At 70.2% G+C, this 15728-nt stretch carries 14 protein-coding genes and 1 pseudogene; 7 read left to right on the top strand and 8 right to left on the bottom strand.

The annotated features are described in order from the left end of the window. The first annotated feature begins 68 nt into the window (after positions 1 to 68). The gene (locus tag OG453_RS39565) at positions 69 to 698 is read left to right on the top strand and encodes an HdeD family acid-resistance protein (RefSeq protein WP_266873559.1); all 630 of its coding nucleotides are present in this window, start codon (positions 69 to 71) and stop codon (positions 696 to 698) included. A gap of 16 nt (positions 699 to 714) precedes the next feature. Here the strand turns inward: OG453_RS39565 and OG453_RS39560 are convergent, their stop codons facing one another. Continuing rightward, positions 715 to 1095, bottom strand: a complete 381-nt coding sequence (locus OG453_RS39560) for a hypothetical protein (RefSeq protein ID WP_266873558.1) — start codon at positions 1093 to 1095, stop codon at positions 715 to 717. 21 nt (positions 1096 to 1116) lie between these two features. Further along, positions 1117 to 1494, bottom strand: a complete 378-nt coding sequence (locus OG453_RS39555) for a hypothetical protein (protein WP_266873557.1) — start codon at positions 1492 to 1494, stop codon at positions 1117 to 1119. Positions 1495 to 1719: 225 nt separating this feature from the next. Between OG453_RS39555 and OG453_RS39550 the strand changes: the two are divergent. From OG453_RS39550 to OG453_RS39540, 3 genes and pseudogenes are all read left to right on the top strand, one after another. Next, positions 1720 to 3675, top strand: a pseudogene (locus OG453_RS39550) (collagenase); the annotation flags it as partial. Positions 3676 to 3913: 238 nt separating this feature from the next. Next, the gene (locus OG453_RS39545; RefSeq protein ID WP_323178737.1) at positions 3914 to 4228 is read left to right on the top strand and encodes a hypothetical protein; all 315 of its coding nucleotides are present in this window, start codon (positions 3914 to 3916) and stop codon (positions 4226 to 4228) included. 118 nt (positions 4229 to 4346) lie between these two features. Continuing rightward, positions 4347 to 5237 carry a LysR family transcriptional regulator gene (locus tag OG453_RS39540; RefSeq protein WP_266873556.1) on the top strand — a complete coding sequence of 297 codons (891 nt, stop codon included), beginning with the start codon at positions 4347 to 4349 and terminating at the stop codon, positions 5235 to 5237. A 12-nt stretch (positions 5238 to 5249) separates the two neighbouring features. On the opposite strand, the gene OG453_RS39535 is transcribed toward OG453_RS39540, so the two are convergent. Both OG453_RS39535 and OG453_RS39530 read right to left on the bottom strand, forming a co-directional pair. Then, complete coding sequence (locus OG453_RS39535; RefSeq protein WP_266873555.1) at positions 5250 to 6020, bottom strand: SDR family oxidoreductase; 771 nt, start codon at positions 6018 to 6020, stop codon at positions 5250 to 5252. A 119-nt stretch (positions 6021 to 6139) separates the two neighbouring features. Beyond that, complete coding sequence (locus OG453_RS39530) at positions 6140 to 6547, bottom strand: heavy metal-responsive transcriptional regulator (RefSeq protein ID WP_266873554.1); 408 nt, start codon at positions 6545 to 6547, stop codon at positions 6140 to 6142. 85 nt (positions 6548 to 6632) lie between these two features. On the opposite strand from OG453_RS39530, the gene OG453_RS39525 reads away from it, so the two are divergent. Continuing rightward, complete coding sequence (locus tag OG453_RS39525) at positions 6633 to 7622, top strand: alkylmercury lyase family protein (protein WP_266873553.1); 990 nt, start codon at positions 6633 to 6635, stop codon at positions 7620 to 7622. 107 nt (positions 7623 to 7729) lie between these two features. Then, entirely contained in the window at positions 7730 to 8026 is a 297-nt protein-coding gene (locus OG453_RS39520; RefSeq protein ID WP_266873552.1) for a hypothetical protein, read from the top strand. Between the two features lie 297 nt (positions 8027 to 8323). Here the strand turns inward: OG453_RS39520 and OG453_RS39515 are convergent, their stop codons facing one another. From OG453_RS39515 to aceA, 3 genes are all read right to left on the bottom strand, one after another. Beyond that, entirely contained in the window at positions 8324 to 9193 is an 870-nt protein-coding gene (locus tag OG453_RS39515; protein ID WP_266873551.1) for a 3-hydroxybutyryl-CoA dehydrogenase, read from the bottom strand. Continuing rightward, positions 9190 to 10812, bottom strand: coding sequence for a malate synthase A (gene aceB, locus OG453_RS39510; RefSeq protein WP_266873550.1), 1623 nt, complete (start codon positions 10810 to 10812; stop codon positions 9190 to 9192). Before aceB ends, OG453_RS39515 begins: the two co-directional genes overlap by 4 nt. 104 nt (positions 10813 to 10916) lie before the next feature. Then, on the bottom strand, positions 10917 to 12203 hold the full coding sequence (aceA, locus tag OG453_RS39505; RefSeq protein ID WP_266873549.1) for an isocitrate lyase: 1287 nt from the start codon (positions 12201 to 12203) through the stop codon (positions 10917 to 10919). 384 nt (positions 12204 to 12587) lie between these two features. On the opposite strand from aceA, the gene OG453_RS39500 reads away from it, so the two are divergent. Further along, positions 12588 to 14006, top strand: a complete 1419-nt coding sequence (locus OG453_RS39500; RefSeq protein WP_266873548.1) for a short-chain fatty acyl-CoA regulator family protein — start codon at positions 12588 to 12590, stop codon at positions 14004 to 14006. A gap of 295 nt (positions 14007 to 14301) precedes the next feature. Here OG453_RS39500 and OG453_RS39495 read toward each other — a convergent pair whose 3' ends face one another. Further along, positions 14302 to 15648: a M64 family metallopeptidase gene (locus tag OG453_RS39495; protein WP_266873547.1), complete on the bottom strand. Its 1347-nt coding sequence runs from the start codon at positions 15646 to 15648 to the stop codon at positions 14302 to 14304. Positions 15649 to 15728: the final 80 nt, after the last annotated feature.

Genomic DNA, 15728 nt, shown 5'->3' with positions numbered 1-15728 from the left:
CGGGCCGCCGTACGCCGTTCGGTCCAGGTGCTGTGGCGGGTGCCGGGGAACCGAGTGGAGGGTCGAGCATGACCGAAGCGCCGCACGACCCCCGCACACCGCACCCGACGCCCCACGACGGCGACCACGACCGGCCGCCGGGCCCGCTCGGCAGCCTCGCGAAGTCCGCCTGGCAGGTCGTGATGGTCGCGGGTGTCGCCTCGCTGATCCTGGGCGTCCTCGTCCTCGTCTGGCCGGGTGCGTCCCTGTGGGCGGCAGGCGTCCTCTTTGGCCTCTACCTCCTGGTGAGCGGCATCTTCCAGCTCATCGCCGCCTTCGGTACGCATGTGTCGGCCGCGATGCGGGTGATGGCCTTCATCAGCGGCGCCCTGTCCGTACTGCTCGGCCTGTTCTGTTTCCGAGGACAGATGCAGTCGATCCTGCTGCTCGCCCTGTGGATCGGCATCGGCTGGCTGTTCCGCGGCATCACGCAGACCGTCGCCGCGGCCTCCGACCCGAACATGCCGGCTCGCGGCTGGCAGGCCTGCCTCGGAGTCATCAGCGCCCTGGCCGGCATCGTCCTGATCGTGTCGCCGTTCGAGTCGGTCGCCGTCCTGACCCTGGTCGGCGGCGTGTGGCTGCTCGTGGTCGGCGTGGTCGAGATCGTCACGGCGTTCCAGGTCCGCTCCAGGGCGCGACGGATCCCGCCGGGCGTATAGGGCGGGCCGGCGGGGGCTATCCGGTCCGGTTGGTGCCCCGGCAGTGCTCCTCCACCGAGACCAGTGCCGCGATCTGCGACCGGGAGGAGAAGCCCGGCTTCGCCAGGATGTGCTCCACGTGCGCGTCCGCCAGGCCCAACCAGTGGCCTGCCTCGGCGGGTTGGCCACCGCACAGCCAGAACGGCCACATGGCGGCGGCCGTCGGCAGCAGCGCCTTGTACAGGGGCGCCTGATCCGAACTGAAGAACCGGTCCGCGAAGTGGTCAAGACGGCTTCGGCAGTAGGCGGTCAGTCGGCGCCTGACCGCGGCGGTCTCCTCGAGCTTGTCCAGCCACTCGACACCGAACTCGCGGATGGTGTCCAGGAGTTGGTGGCTGTCGCCGTGCCGAAGCACCACCGACTTGTCGACCAGGCCGATTCAGCGGGCCCACCGCGGCGCCCTTGGGTGACTGGGGGTCGGTGCACACGGCCTCCACCGCGGCGAGATCGAAGTCACCGGCGAAGACCGAAGCCGGGCCCGCAGCAGCCGCTCCGCCGGTGAGCACAGCTCGTGGCTCCACCCGATGGTCGTACGCAGTGTCTGATGCCGCGGCAGTGCGGCCATCCACCCGCCGTCGAGCAGGGCGAAGCTGTCGGTGAGCTGGGCGGCCAGGTGCTCAAGGGGCAGCGCCCGAAGCCGTACGGCGGTCAGCTCGATGGCCAGCGGGATGCCGTCCAGGCGGTGGCACGGGGCGGCGGCGATCCGGCACGCTGCTCGAAGAGTCAGCAGCCGGGCCTGCCCCAACAGTCCGCGCACCTCGGCCAGTTCGCCGACGTGCCCGACAAAGCTGGTCAGTTCAGTCGGCAGCTGCCGGCTGCCCCGGTCGCCGCCATGAGAACCCCAACTCCATGGGGAAACCGTCCGCTCCGCGAGCCTTCCCGCGGCATGTGATGTGTGAAATGGTACTGCCCACGCGCTGGGCGTGCTCACGACAAAAGGTGCGTCCGCGACAGGCAACGAATCCCCCACAGGAGAACCGCAATGAGCCGGAACGAACGAAGAAGCTCGTTACGTGCACGCGTCGTCCGAGCGGCCGGGGCCGGAGCCCTGGCCCTCGCGCTCGGCATCGGCGCCGCCCCGCTCAGCGGCGGGACCGCCCAGGCGGCGACGGCCGACAAGGGAACCGGCCCGCAGCCCGCGGTCGCGGCGGCGGAGGCCGAACATGTGCGGGACGGCCGGCTCGCGGTCGACGACCGCGCACCGCTGTCCGCCTCCCAGGACGCGCTGCGGCAGGACTACGACACCCCCACGAAAGACCCCTCGCACAAGCGGCCCTCGATGCTGGCGGCCAAGAAGAAGGGGAAGGGGAAGGCCAAGGCGGCGTGTTCCCCGGGCGACTTCGCCCAGACCGGCGACGCGCTGGTCCGGCAGATCACCTCGTCCACGACCGACTGCATCAACACCCTGTTCCGCCTCACCGGCGCGGACGCGGGCGGCGCGTTCCGCGAGGCGCAGATGGTCACCGTCGCCAACGCGCTGCGCAATGGCTCCGCCGCGTACCCCGGCGACGGCACCACCGGCATGCCGCAGATCGTGCTGTTCCTGCGGGCCGGTTACTACGTGCACTGGTACCACAAGCCGGACGTGGGCGAGTACGGGCCCGAGCTGAAGTCCGCGATCCAGGCTGGCCTCGACGCCTTCTTCGCCTCCCCGCACTCCGGCGACGTGACGGACGCCAACGGCGAGACCCTCGCGGAGGCGATCACGCTGATCGACAGCGCGGAGGAGAACGCCCGCTATCTCGGTGTCGTCCAGCGGATGCTGCAGGGCTACGACAGCTCGTACAACGACAAGTGGTGGATGCTCAACGCCGTCAACAACGTGTACACGATCCTGTGGCGCGGGCATCAGCTGCCGGAGTTCGTCCAGGCCGTCCAGAGCAACCCGGGCGTCCTCGACACCGTGCACCGGTTCGCCAAGGACCATCTCGACCTGCTCGGCGGTGAACGGTCCTACCTCACCGCCAACGCGGGCCGCGAGATGGGCCGGTTCGTCCAGCACGCCGGGCTGCGGGACAAGACCCGCCCGCTGATGAAGGACCTGCTCGGCGTCACCGACATGACCGGCAAGACGGCCCGGCTCTGGGTCGGCGTGGCCGAGATGGCCGACGCGTACGACAAGGACAACTGCGCCTACTACGGCGTCTGCGACCTCAAGGAGCGCCTGAAAGCGGCTGTCCTCCAGGACAAGAACGCGTGCAGCGACAGCATCGCGATCGCCGCCCAGGACATGGACGCGGGCAACTTCTCCTACGCCTGCAACAGCCTCAACGGCCAGGACGCGTACTTCCACCAAGTCGCCAAGGACAGCGGCCCGGTGAAGGACGACAAGAACACCAAGATCGAGGTGGTGGTCTTCGACTCCAGCGCCGACTACCAGACCTACGCCGGCGTGATCTACGGCATCGACACCAACAACGGCGGCATGTACCTGGAGGGCGACCCGTCGGCGGACGGCAACCTGCCCCGCTTCATCGCCTACGAAGCGGACTGGGTGCGGCCCGACTTCCAGATCTGGAACCTGAACCACGAGTACACCCACTACCTCGACGGCCGCTTCAACATGTACGGCGACTTCGAGGCCGGGATCTCGACCCCGACGGTCTGGTGGATCGAGGGCTTCGCCGAGTACGTCTCCTACTCGTACCGCGAGCTGCGCTACGAGGAAGCCATCAAGGAGGCAGGCAAGAAGACCTACCCCCTGAGCCAACTCTTCGACACCACCTACCAGAACACCGACACCACCCGCACCTACCGCTGGGGCTACCTGGCCGCCCGCTACATGCTGGAGAAGCACCCGGACGACGTGGCGACCGTGCTCGGCTCCTACCGCACCGGCGACTGGGCCACCGCCCGCACGCACCTGACCCAGAACATCGGCTCGCGTTACGACCAGGACTGGTACGCCTGGCTCGACGTGTGCGCTGGAGGCTCTTGCTGATCTGCTGATCCATGCCTACGGGGGCGGCGGCCGGGCACACCTGTGTCCGGCCGCCGACGCATGGGGAACAATCGTGTCCGGCCCTGTGGGCCACGGCGACGATGCCGGCCCGGGGATGGGGGAGGACCTGACAGTGGTGGAATGGCGGCAGGTGGCCAGTGGTGCGAGGGCTGTTCCCGAGCCGGTTCCGACGCCCCTCATCTGGGCGGGGGCTTATGCGGGAGCGTTTGGTCTTGTGAGCCTCTTCGACCTGCTCGGCGTGCTCGATCGCACGGGGTTCGCGCTCGCCGCCCTGTCGCTGCTCGCCGCCGTGCTCGGGGTGCGGAGCCGGCTCGCCGCGGCGCCCGGAACGGCTCTGTTGTGCTGGGCCCTCTTGAACATCTTCGCGGCCGCCCCCACCGGCGAGATCTCCTGGGCCGGGCACCGCGACCCCGAATGGATGGCCTGCCTGCTGGCCGCGACTCTCCTCGGCGCCGCGACAGGCCGCGTCCTGCACGCCCGCGCCGCCTACCGCCGCATCACCCCGCGCGACGGAACCGGCCGCCGTTGAGAGTGGATCGGCTCCGGCCGTCTCCACGGGAATCTCCGCCGGCGGAAGTGAGTTGCTGATTTCTGCAGCGATTTCAACGGGGTGGGCCGCGTCCACCGCTGGGAGGGGACGGCAGCCGATGAGCCTTCGTCAGTACGAGTACGCCCTGGCCGTCGCGGAGGAGGGCTCGGTGACGGCGGCGGCGGAGCTGCTGCACGTCGCTCAACCGTCGCTGTCCCAGCAGATCCGCGCCCTGGAGCGGGAATTGGGCGTGGAGCTGTTCGCCCGCACGCCGACCGGCCTTGTGCCCACCGTGGTCGGCCGTGCCTTCCTGCGGGAGGCGGAGGTCGCGGTGCGCGCGTCGCGGCGGGCGAGGGCGACGGCTCGGGCCGGTGCCGACGAGCTGGTGGGCGAGCTGGTGGTCGCGGTGCAGCTGGGCTTCGGCACGCGGCAGCTTCCGGGCGCCCTTGCCGCGCTGCGGCGCCGCTTCCCCCGCCTTGAGGTCACCGTCTTCGAGGAGCCGAGCTCCGCCGAGCTGGAACGGCTGTGCCGCCGGGGCGTGCTGAACCTCGCCCTGATGGCGGAATGCGAGCGGAGCCCCGCCGACGCCCACCACCTCGGCGACGAGGAGTTCGTCGTGGCGTTGGGCGCCGGGCACCGGCAGCTCGCCGCCGACCGGGTCGAGCTGCGCGACCTTGCGGGGGAGCCGTGGGTGAGGTTCGACCGCGACAGCGCGCTCGACGCCGTACTCCTGAATGTGCTGCGGGACAACGATCTGGCCCCGACCACGGCCGCCCGCGTGTCCCAGACCGCGACGGCCGTGCGCTGGGCCGCCCACGGTCTTGGGGTCACGCTCGTCCCGGCCTCCGCGGTGCCCCACGGTCACGAGCACCTCGTCCGCCCGGTGTTCCCGGTCGTCTCGCAGCCCGTCATCGCCGTGGTCCGGCCCGGCATGGGCCCGGCGGAGACGGCTCTTCTCGAATTCCTCTGTAAGGAGACCTGGTCAAACCTTGCGTTGTGGAATTCCTGAATTCCGTCGGCGTCAGCCCCTGGGGAATTCGCCGCCGTCCACGACGAGATTGCTCCCGGTCAGCCAGCTCGCCCGGTCGGACAAGAGGAACAGCACCGCGTGGGCGATGTCGTCGGGCCGGCCATCGCGGCCCAGCGGCACGTTGGTGTTGTTCTGGCCCTGCGCCGGGTCAAGGCGCGCCCACTGCTCCCGCGTCGCTTCGCCGCCGGGCGTTGCGACCCGGCCGGGAGTCACGGTGTTGACCCGGATTCCGAACGGGGCCAGCTCCGATGCCAGTCCGCGGCTGTAGTTCTCCAGCGCCGCCTTCGCCGCCGTGTAGTGCAGGAACGGCGGCGGAGTGAGGGGTACCGCGGCGGAGGAGACGTGCATGATCACCCCCGAACGCCGTTCCCGCATCGCCGGTACCAGCAGCGAGTCCAGCCGTACCGACGCCAGGAAGTTCAAGTCGAGCGCGTCCTGCCACTCCTCGTCAGGGATGGCCGACGTGCTCTCGTACGGCCCCGCCCCACCCGCGTTGTGGACCAGCACGTCCACCCCGCCGAGCATCTCCCGCGCGGCCGCGGCGAGCGCCTCCGCGCCGGCCCGCGTCCGCACGTCGGCCGCCACGAAGGCGGCCCCCTCCGGCACCGTGCTCGTCGCCGACCTGGCGGTCGTGAGCACCTCGGCGCCCGCGTCCAGGAGTTGGCGCACGACGGCCGCTCCGATTCCGCGAGAACCCCCCGTGACCAAGGCGCGCTTTCCCGCGAGTTCTCGCGTTCCCGATTCATTCTCGATCGTGGTCATGCCACCGGTCCTCTCGAATACGTAATTGTCCGCTCGGCGAATCGGCGAGCTGTTTTACGGTACGTACGGAGAAGAATGAGAGGCAAAGACGAAATATCAGCAGGCGCTACAGGGAACTCCTATGGCACCCGCGGCCGGCTGATGAGGCGGCAGATGTCCGTGTCGGTGCAGGAGGCCGGGTCGGTGTCGGCGGCGCGTTCGGCGAGGCCGCGGAGAGCGGTGCGGGTCTTGCGCAGTTCGGAGATGCGCCGGTCGATCTCTTCGAGGTGCTCGTCGATCAGTTCGCTGACGTGGTCGCAGGGCGCTTGGCCGCTGTCGCGCAGGGCGAGGATGCCGCGGATCTCGGCAAGGGTGAGCCCGGCGTGCTGGGCGTCACGGATGAAGGCGAGGCGGGTGAGGCTCTCGCCGGGATAGTCGCGGTAGCCGCTGGATGTGCGGGGCGGTTCCGGTACGAGACCGGCCTGCTCGTAGAAGCGGACGGTCTTGGTCGTGACTCCGCTCGCGGTCGCCAGCTCCCCGATGCGCATGTCTCCAGGTTAGCCGTTGACCTTCCAGTGCACTGGAAGGTCTAGCGTCGGTGGCAGACGGCAGCGACCTGGGAGGACGGCGGCCATGCGGATCACGGTACTGACGGTTCCGGACTGCCCGAACGCGTCCGCGGCGCGGGAGAGGCTGCGTGCCGCGCTGGCCGGGCGTGCGGCCGAGGTGGTGCAGGTCGAGGTCGTGCAGGTCGAGGTGCGGGACGAGGCGGAGGCGGCTCGGTGGGGCATGACGGGCTCGCCCACGGTCCTGCTCGATGGAAACGACCCCTTCGCCAGGCCCGGGGCGGCGCCGAGCGTTTCATGCCGGATCTACCGCCACGAGGACGGCGCCGTGGACGGGGCACCGGCCGTGGCCGAACTGCGCCGGGCCCTGACCGCTGCCGGCCTGCCCGACGCCGTGAGCGAGGACTGCTGCGAGGAGGACCTGCTCGACCCGGTCGGCCGGGCCGGACGCGGCCGCCGGGCACCTGCCGAGCGTGGTCTGCGCGCGGTGCACCAAGCGGTGCTTCGTCACTTCGCCGCGTCCGGGCAGGCGCCCCCGACCGCCGCGCTGGAGACCGTCGCGGCCGAGGCGGGACGGTCCGCTGCCGAGGTGCTCGCGGAGCTGGCGCGCGAGGACTTCCTGACGCTGGACGAGGGGGGTCGGATCCAGGCGGCCTATCCGTTCTCCGCGACGCCGACCGCACACCAGGTGACCTTGGCGAGCGGGACGCGGGTGTGGTCGATGTGCGCGATCGATGCCCTGGGCATTTCGGCGATGCTCGCCGAGGACGCGGTGATCACCTCGTCGGACCCGGTGTCGGGCGAACCGGTCACCGTCACCGGCCGAGGCGGCCGCATGCGGTGGGAGCCCGCATCCACCGTGGTGATCGTCGCGCGCCGCTCCTGCTCCGGCCCGGCTGCAACGGTGTGCTGCGACGCGCTGAACTTCTTCACCTCCGCGGCCTCGGCCCGGTCCTGGCTCGCCCAACACCCGGACGTACAGGGCAAGATGGTCGACCAGGCGCGTGCCGAGGAGATCGGGCGGCAGACCTTCGGACCGGTACTGGCCGCCGGCTGAGCCACACGGCCGTGGAGGCGGGGAGGCGCGCAGGCGCGGAACAGATCTTCACTCCACTGGCGGCATCCCACTGTCGCAGGGACAGGGGCGGGCAGAGGCTGGATGCCATGAACACTCCCCTCAAAGCCGCTTTCATCTCCGGCGTCCTGGCCATCACCTCTCTCGGCGCGGCAGGTGCGGCCCATGCCGAAGGACCCCCGAAGATCACCACCACCGTCGCTCCTGCGGCCACCCCCACCGACAACATCCTCTGTGACCTCCTCGGAGGTCTCCTCGGAGGTCTCCTCGGCCAGGCTTGCAGCCACAGCTCCCAAACTGTCAAAGTCTCGATCGCTGACGACGGCTTTACCACCGCCGAAATCCCGAGGGTCAACAGCCAAATTGGCACCCTCTGGCAGCGGTAGCCTGTTCATCCGCGGCCTGACCAGCGAAGAGGCCGCAGGGCTCCATCCCCGGGCAAAGGGGATGGGGCCCAATTCATTGGTAAGGCACTCCGTTGCGCTGGAGTGCGAAACCCTTCCCAAGGATCAGGAAGCCGGCGGAGGCAGGCGGCAACCAGTAGGGCTCTGTCCTGCGAATATGGGCAGATCGAGGCAAGACCAGGAGGGGCGGCCGGAAGGCGCGGAACAGATCACCACTCCGTTCCGCGCCCCCCTCACCGCAGCCGCAGGCCCCTCAGCCCGGCGGCGGACCCGGGCCCCTCAGCCCCGGTCGTAGGTGTGGAACCCGCGGCCGCTCTTGCGGCCGAGCAGCCCCGCTTCCACCATCCGCTGGAGCAGCGGCGGCGGTGCGTACAGGGGTTCCTTGAACTCTTCGTACAGAGATGCCGCGATGGCGGCGAGCGTGTCCAGGCCGATCAGGTCCGCCAGTCTCAGCGGGCCCATCGGGTGCGCGCAGCCCAGCTCCATGCCCGCGTCCACATCGGCGGCGGTGGCGAAGCCGGACTCCGTCATCCGGATCGCCGAGAGAAGGTAGGGGACGAGCAGCGCGTTGACGACGAAGCCCGCCCTGTCCTGGGATCGGACGACCGTCTTGCCCAGAGTGTGTGTGGCGAAGTCCCGTACGACCGCGACCGTTTGAGCGGAAGTGTGGAGTGAGGAGACCACCTCGACCAAAGGCAGGACGGGGACCGGGTTGAAGAAGTGCAGCCCGACGACGCGGTCGGCGCGTCCGGTGGCCATGCCCAGACGCATGACCGGGATGGAGGAGGTGTTGGTGGCGAGGATCGCCTCCGGATCCTCGATGACCTTGTCCAAGGAGGCGAAGAGCTCTGTCTTCGCCGAGGTGTCCTCGACGACGGCCTCGATGACGAGCTGACGGTCGGCCAGATCGTCGAGGCTGCCCGTGAACACCATGCGGGCCAGTGCGTCCTCGGCGCTCAAGCGGTCCAACTTGCCGCGCTGGACGGCGCGTTCGAGCGAGACGGCCACCCGCTCACGCGCGGCGCCGGCGGCTACCGCGTCGGCCTCGCAGACCACGGTGTCCAGGCCCGCGCGGGCGCACACCTCGGCGATTCCGGCGCCCATCTGGCCCGCGCCCACGACCCCGACCCGTCGGATGGCTGTGCTCATGACTGTCCCTCCGGTGACTGCCCCTCCAGTGACTGCCCTTCCGGGCGGTGAGCGAGGTGGCGGGTGTAGGCGTCAAGCGTGAAGAAGGCGGGCAACTCCCGTGCCAGGGCTGTCCGTTCGAAGAGGCCACGGACGTCATCGACGGGGGCCCACGGATACTCCGCGCCCAGCGCGGCGAGCTCGTCCTCCAGCAGCTCCACGACCGTCGCGCGCTCGACGACCCGGTGGCGCAGCCACTGCCAGATCTGCACCCGGGCGATCTCGGCCGTGGCGGCGTCCTCCATAAGACCGTCCAGGGCGACGGCTCCCTGTCCGTTCAGCCATGCGGCGAAGTAGCGCAGGGCGACGGCGATGTTGATGCGTACGCCCTCCGGCGTGGGTGGCGCGCTGACGCGGCGTACGGACAGCAACTGGGCGGCCGTCACCTCGACGTCGTTCCGGGTGCGGTCGATCTGATGCGGGCGGGTGTCGAGCACTCCGTCGAACACCTCGCGGCAGACGGGCACGAGCGCGGGGTGGGCGACCCAGGAGCCGTCGAAGCCGTCCTCGGCCTCACGTTCCTTGTCGAGCCGCACCGTGGCCAGGGCCGCCTGGTGGGCGTCCGGGTCCCTGCCGGGTACGTGGGCGGACATGCCGCCGATGGCGTGCGCGCCCCGCTTGTGGCAGGTGCGCACCAGGAGTTCGGTGTAGGCGCGCATGAAGGGGGCGGTCATGGTGACCTTCGCCCGGTCGGGAAGGAGGAAGTCGGTGCGGTGCCCGAAGGTCTTGATGAGGCTGAAGAGATAGTCCCAGCGGCCGGCGTTGAGCCCGGAGCTGTGCTCGCGGAGCTCGTAGAGGATCTCCTCCATCTGGACGGCCGCCGTGATGGTCTCGATCAGGACGGTGGCCCGGATCGTGCCGCGGGGGATGCCGAGGAGGTCCTGGGCGAGGATGAATACGTCGTTCCACAGCCGTGCCTCGTCGCGGCTCTCCAGCTTCGGCAGATAGAAGTACGGGCCGTGCCCCGCGTCGATCTGGCGCTGGGCGCAGTGGAAGAAGTAGAGGCCGAAGTCGACGAGGGAGGCGGGCGCCGGACGGCCGCCGATCTCCAGATGATTCTCCGTCAGATGCCAGCCGCGCGGGCGTACGACGATGGTCGCGACCTGCTCGCCGAGCCGGTACCGCTTGCCCTCCGGCGTGCTGAAGTCGATCCTGCGCTCGATGGCGTCCAGCAGGTTCAGCTGACCGCCGATGATGTTGTCCCAGGTGGGCGCGGTGGCGTCCTCGAAGTCCGCCATCCACACCTGCGCACCGGAGTTGAGGGCGTTGACCGCCATCCGGCGTTCCGGCGGTCCGGTGATCTCCACCCGGCGGTCGGTCAGGCCGGGGGCCGGCGGCGCCACCTGCCAGGAGTCGTCCGCGCGTATGCCGGCGGTGGCGATGGAGAAGTCGAGCGGGGAGCCGGAGGCGAGCCTGGCCGCCACCCGCGTCCGCTCCTTGAGGAGGTCGAGGCGGCGGTCCGCGAAGGCGTCGACGAGACGCCCCACGAAATCCAGGGCCTCGGGAGTGAGGATCTCGTCGTGCCGGTGTCCCGGTACCGGGAGGACCTGAGCACGGCTGGTCGGAGCGGCGATGGACATGCGGGTCTCCTCAGCGGGCGACGGGCGACGGGCGACGGGCGACGGGCGACAGGCGGTGGGCGGTGGGCTACGGACGGGCCCCGCTGCCGGGGCCCGACGGCGGCCTAGTGGAACTGCTCTTCTTCGGTCGAGCCGCTCAGCGCGGTGGTGGACGAGGCGGGGTTCACGGCGGTGGAGACGAGGTCGAAGTAGCCGGTGCCGACCTCGCGTTGGTGCTTGACCGCCGTGAACCCGTGCTCCTGGGCGGCGAACTCCCGCTCCTGCAGGTCGACATAGGCCGTCATGCCCGACTCGGCATAGCCGCGCGCCAGGTCGAACATGCCGTGGTTGAGGGAGTGGAAGCCGGCCAGCGTGATGAACTGGAAGCGGTAGCCCATCGCGCCCAGCTCCCGCTGGAACTTGGCGATCTGGTCGTCGTCCAGGGCCGCCTTCCAGTTGAACGACGGCGAGCAGTTGTAGGCCAGCATCTGATCCGGGTACTGGGCGTGGATCGCCTCGGCGAACTCGCGTGCCTGGCCCAGGTCGGGGGTGCCGGTCTCCATCCACAGCAGGTCCGCGTACGGGGCGTAGGCCAGGCCGCGGGCGATCGCCGAGCCCATGCCGTTCTCTACCCGGTAGAAGCCCTCGGCGGTGCGCTCACCGGTCACGAACCGGGCGTCGCGCTCGTCGACGTCGCTGGTCAGCAGGTTCGCGGCCAGCGCGTCCGTGCGGGCGACGATCAGGGTGGGTACGTCGGAGATGTCCGCGGCCAGGCGGGCCGCATTCAGGGTGCGCACGTGCTGGGCGGTCGGCACCAGGACCTTGCCGCCCAGGTGGCCGCACTTCTTCTCCGAGGCGAGCTGGTCCTCGTAATGGATACCGGCCGCGCCCGCCTCGATCATCGCCTTGGTCAGCTCGAAGGCGTTGAGCGGGCCGCCGAAACCGGCCTCGGCGTCGGCGACGATCGGGGCCAGCCAGTCCACCGACGAATCGCCCTCCGCCGTGGCGATCTGATCGGCGCGCAGCAGCGCGTTGTTGATCCGACGCACCACCTGCGGAACGGAGTTGGCCGGGTAGAGGGACTGGTCGGGGTAGGTGTGCCCGGCCAGGTTCGCGTCGGCCGCCACCTGCCAGCCCGACAGGTAGATCGCCTGCAGCCCGGCCTTCACCTGCTGCACCGCCTGACCGCCGGTCAACGCACCCAGCGCATGGATGTAGTCGCGGTCGTGCAGCTGACGCCACAGCCGCTCGGCGCCGCGCCGGGCCAGCGTGTGCTCCTCGCGGACGCTGCCGGAGAGCCTGACCACATCCTCGGCGGTGTGGGTGCGCTCGATCCCCTTCCAGCGGACGTCGGTCGCCCAGCGCTGCGCCAGCTCCTCGGCCGTTGCCGTCGTCGTCCCTGCCTGTGCCATGACCGTCTCCCGGATAGTCGTGAACCATGCCAATGCCTGGCACTAAGTGCCTTGCCAATATGGGGTGCGGCCCGCGAACTCCATGGGTGAGCAATCGGAGCAATGTCGCCGAGGCGGCCGGAAGGGCCGGGGTCTCCGACGTCAGGGCATGAATCGCGCCCGGTTTCCGGTTCCGCCCGCCGGAGTTCGGCGGGCCGCAGTACGACTCTCGCAGCGGCACTCAGTGCCAACAAGCGTGGAAGGCTGCCAACTTCTGCGCATCTTTCACGGCGCTTTTGCCAACTCTGTTAATGCCACAAGGCCGGTTCGCATGGCTACCATCGCGAACAGTGCCGACGATCGTGACCGGACGGGAGCACACGTGACCGGAACAGGAGCACATGGGTGAGCAAGACGTACGCGGGGGCGCGGCTGCGACGGCTGCGGGAGGAACGGCGCATGAGCCAGGCCGACCTTGCCCGGTCCCTGGCCATCTCGCCGAGCTATCTGAACCAGATGGAGCACGACTCACGGCCGTTGACCGTGCCCGTACTGCTGCGCCTCACGGAGGCGTTCGGCGTCGACCCGGGCTTCTTCTCCGAACGTGACACCAGCCGCCTTGTGGCCGATCTGCGGGACGCCCTCACCGGCGAGGTCTCCGCGGGCCGCGTCTCCGCATCCGACCTCTCGGACCTGGCATCCCGGCTGCCCGCCGTGGCCACCCTCCTGGTGGACCTGGGCCGGCGGAACCAGCACCTCACCGAACAGCTCTCCGAAACCGCGGAGGGCCGGGGTCCTGGAACAGCGGCACAGCCTCGCTCGGCACACGAGGAGATCCGCGAGTTCTTCTACCGGCGCCAGAACTACCTGAACGACATCGACCTCGCCGCCGAGCGGTTCGCCACCGAGATCGGCGTACGCCCCGGCGAGGTCGTGGGCGCCCTGTCCACACGCCTGTCCGAGCGCCACGCCGTGCGCATCGCCGCGGACTCCGGCCGGCTCCTGCACCACTACGACCCGAAGACCCGGGTCCTCCACCTCTCCAGCCGACTGCGCCCCGGCCAGCAGGCGTTCCGGATGGCCACCCAGCTCGCACTGCTCGAGTACGCGGACGAGATCTCCGCCCTCGCCTCGGAGGACTTCGACCCGCAGACCGCGGCCTGGCCGCTGGCCCGCATCGGCATCGCCAACTACCTCGCGGCCGCGCTGATCCTGCCCTACCGCCGCTTCCACGCGGCCGCGGAGGAGTTCCGCTACGACATCGAGCGGCTGACCGACCACTTCGGACTCGGCTACGAGACGATCTGCCACCGCCTGAGCACCCTGCAGCGGCCCCGGCTGCGCGGCGTGCCCTTCTCCTTCGTCCGGGTCGACCGGGCGGGCAACATGTCGAAGCGTCAGTCCGCCACCGCGTTCCACTTCTCCCGCGCGGGAGGCACCTGCCCGCTGTGGAACGTGTACGAGGCGTTCGCCTCGCCCGGCCGCATCCATGTCCAGGTCGCCGCCATGCCGGACGGGCAGCGCTACCTGTGGACCGCCCGGGCGGTCACCCGGCACCGCGGCGGCTGGGGAGAGCCGGGCAAGACCTTCGCGCTCGGCCTGGGCTGCGAGATCCGCCATGCCGCACGGCTCGTCTACTCCGACGGCCTCGACCTGGACAACGCCTCTTCCGCCGTCCCCATCGGCATGGGCTGCCGCCTCTGCGAACGCACCGACTGCCCCCAACGGGCCGTACCACCCCTGGACCGCCGCCTTGCGATCGACGAGAACAGCAGCACGTTCGTCCCCTACCCCGTGGCGGGGGAGCGGGCGGGCGACGGCTGACGCGGCGACCGCGCGAGGGGCGGAGCCGAGGGGCAGGCACGCAGGCGCCGGTCGAGCAGGCCGCGCAGACGGGCCGAAGCTCCCCGGAGGGTGCCGAGTCGCCGCGCCGGTGTGCTCCGCCAGCAACCGAAGAAGCCGGTTGTCGTTCCAGGTGCTGTCACGGGCCCCACACAGTTCGATCAAGGCATCGGGCGGAGGTGGTCGGCAGGCGTGTGCACGGTCCTTGGCCTTCGGGATCGCCGGAGCCTCCATCGTGTCATCAAGGCTCCGGGATCCCGGCGGCTGCCTCGGTGTGTCAGCGCTTGACCTGCCAACTGAGCGAGCCGGTCAGGGACTTGCGGAGCTTCGGGTCGCGGACCGCCTTGGTCGGGTCCGTGGCGCGTGCCGTGACGGTGTGCGGGCGGCCGTCGGCGGGCACCCCGAGCCGCCTCGGGGTCACACTGCTCGCGTCGCGGGCCTGCCGTGCCTCGCGGCCGTCGACGTACCAGCGCACCTGTGCGCGGGAGGACGCCTCGACGCGGATCCGATCGCTGCCGTGCACCTGCCGGTCGGTGGGTGTGACGGCGGTGAGGACCGGGGCGTGCTGATGGAAGCCCGCGATCATCGCCTCGCGTCCTGGCAGATTGAACTCACGGCCCAGGGTGCGCATGATCGAGTCATCGGTGGGGCGGTTGAGCCCGTGGCCGTGATAGCCGCCGCCCTCGTACGCGCCGACGGTGCCGCCGTCGGGTGACTCCTGGCCGAGCCACCGGTGCCACTTCGCCTTCTGCGCGGCCATCTCGTCGGCGCTGAGCTTGGTGAGGTTGGACTCGCCCGGCTCGGGGCCCGTGTACGTGCTCTCGTCGTACCAGTACTCGTCGGCGAGCTTGCCGAAGGAGTGGCCGGTCTCGTGGACGGCGACCTGGTCGGAGTCGGGGTGGTCGGAGGATGCGGTGCCGATGCCGTCGTACCCGGACGGCGAAGTGATGTCGTTGTAGCCGGCGCCGCCGTACTTGGTGGAGTTGCCGAGCACGATCACGAGGTCGGGGTCGGCGGCCTTGCTCGCGTACGCCTCGACCTTGTTGGTGTCGACGCACAGCAGCCGCTCGATGCCGTCGCAGAAGAACGCGGAGTTCAGGGCGGTGTTCTTGGTGACGTCGCTCGTCGGGTCGCCCGAGACGCCGGAGTCCTGCGAGTGGGCGTCGACGGCCCAGACGTTGAACAGGTCCTGGTACTCGGCGTACGGCTCGACGGCGGACATCTCCTTCCACTTGGTGCGCACGTCGGTGTGGAAGTCCTCCTGCTGGGCGGCGGTGTAGCCGTCGCCGATGAAGACGACGTCGACCTTGGCGTCGCTCGGCCCGGCCTCCACGATCGGCACGACGTCGCCGTCGTCCTTGACCGTGGCCCGCTCCTTCCTGGTGAGCGGGGAGGACGACGAGACCTCTGTGTGGCGGGGGTGGCCTTCGGGGCCGGTGAAGTACTCGACCTTGACGCCATCGGCGGAGCCGGCGTCGCGGCCGGCGGGTTGAGCGGCCGGGGCGTTGTCGCCCGTGCCGGGGTCCGCGGCGACCGGAGCGGTGACGGCGAGCGCCGCCGCCAGGACGACACCGATGGCGATGCCGAGTCGCTTGCGGGATATGTGGGATGCGTGTCTACGCATGGAAGATCTCCCGAGTGATCTGCACGGAGGCGGCCGGGATCGGCAAGTCCGTGACGTAAGTGGGGGGTTAAGGGAGCTTA

The organism is Streptomyces sp. NBC_01381, from assembly GCF_026340305.1.
Taxonomy (GTDB): Bacteria; Actinomycetota; Actinomycetes; order Streptomycetales; family Streptomycetaceae; genus Streptomyces.
The sequence above is the reverse complement of the archived record's forward strand: the minus strand, read 5'-3'. Positions and strand labels throughout refer to the sequence as shown.

Coding starts and splice junctions, on each gene's coding strand:
- OG453_RS39565 (WP_266873559.1), top strand. CDS start 69: ATGACCGAAGCGCCGCACGACCCCCGCACACCGCACCCGACGCCCCAC.
- OG453_RS39540 (WP_266873556.1), top strand. CDS start 4,347: ATGAGCCTTCGTCAGTACGAGTACGCCCTGGCCGTCGCGGAGGAGGGC.
- OG453_RS39535 (WP_266873555.1), bottom strand. CDS start 6,020: ATGACCACGATCGAGAATGAATCGGGAACGCGAGAACTCGCGGGAAAG.
- OG453_RS39530 (WP_266873554.1), bottom strand. CDS start 6,547: ATGCGCATCGGGGAGCTGGCGACCGCGAGCGGAGTCACGACCAAGACC.
- OG453_RS39525 (WP_266873553.1), top strand. CDS start 6,633: ATGCGGATCACGGTACTGACGGTTCCGGACTGCCCGAACGCGTCCGCG.
- OG453_RS39520 (WP_266873552.1), top strand. CDS start 7,730: ATGAACACTCCCCTCAAAGCCGCTTTCATCTCCGGCGTCCTGGCCATC.
- OG453_RS39515 (WP_266873551.1), bottom strand. CDS start 9,193: ATGAGCACAGCCATCCGACGGGTCGGGGTCGTGGGCGCGGGCCAGATG.
- aceB (WP_266873550.1), bottom strand. CDS start 10,812: ATGTCCATCGCCGCTCCGACCAGCCGTGCTCAGGTCCTCCCGGTACCG.
- aceA (WP_266873549.1), bottom strand. CDS start 12,203: ATGGCACAGGCAGGGACGACGACGGCAACGGCCGAGGAGCTGGCGCAG.
- OG453_RS39495 (WP_266873547.1), bottom strand. CDS start 15,648: ATGCGTAGACACGCATCCCACATATCCCGCAAGCGACTCGGCATCGCC.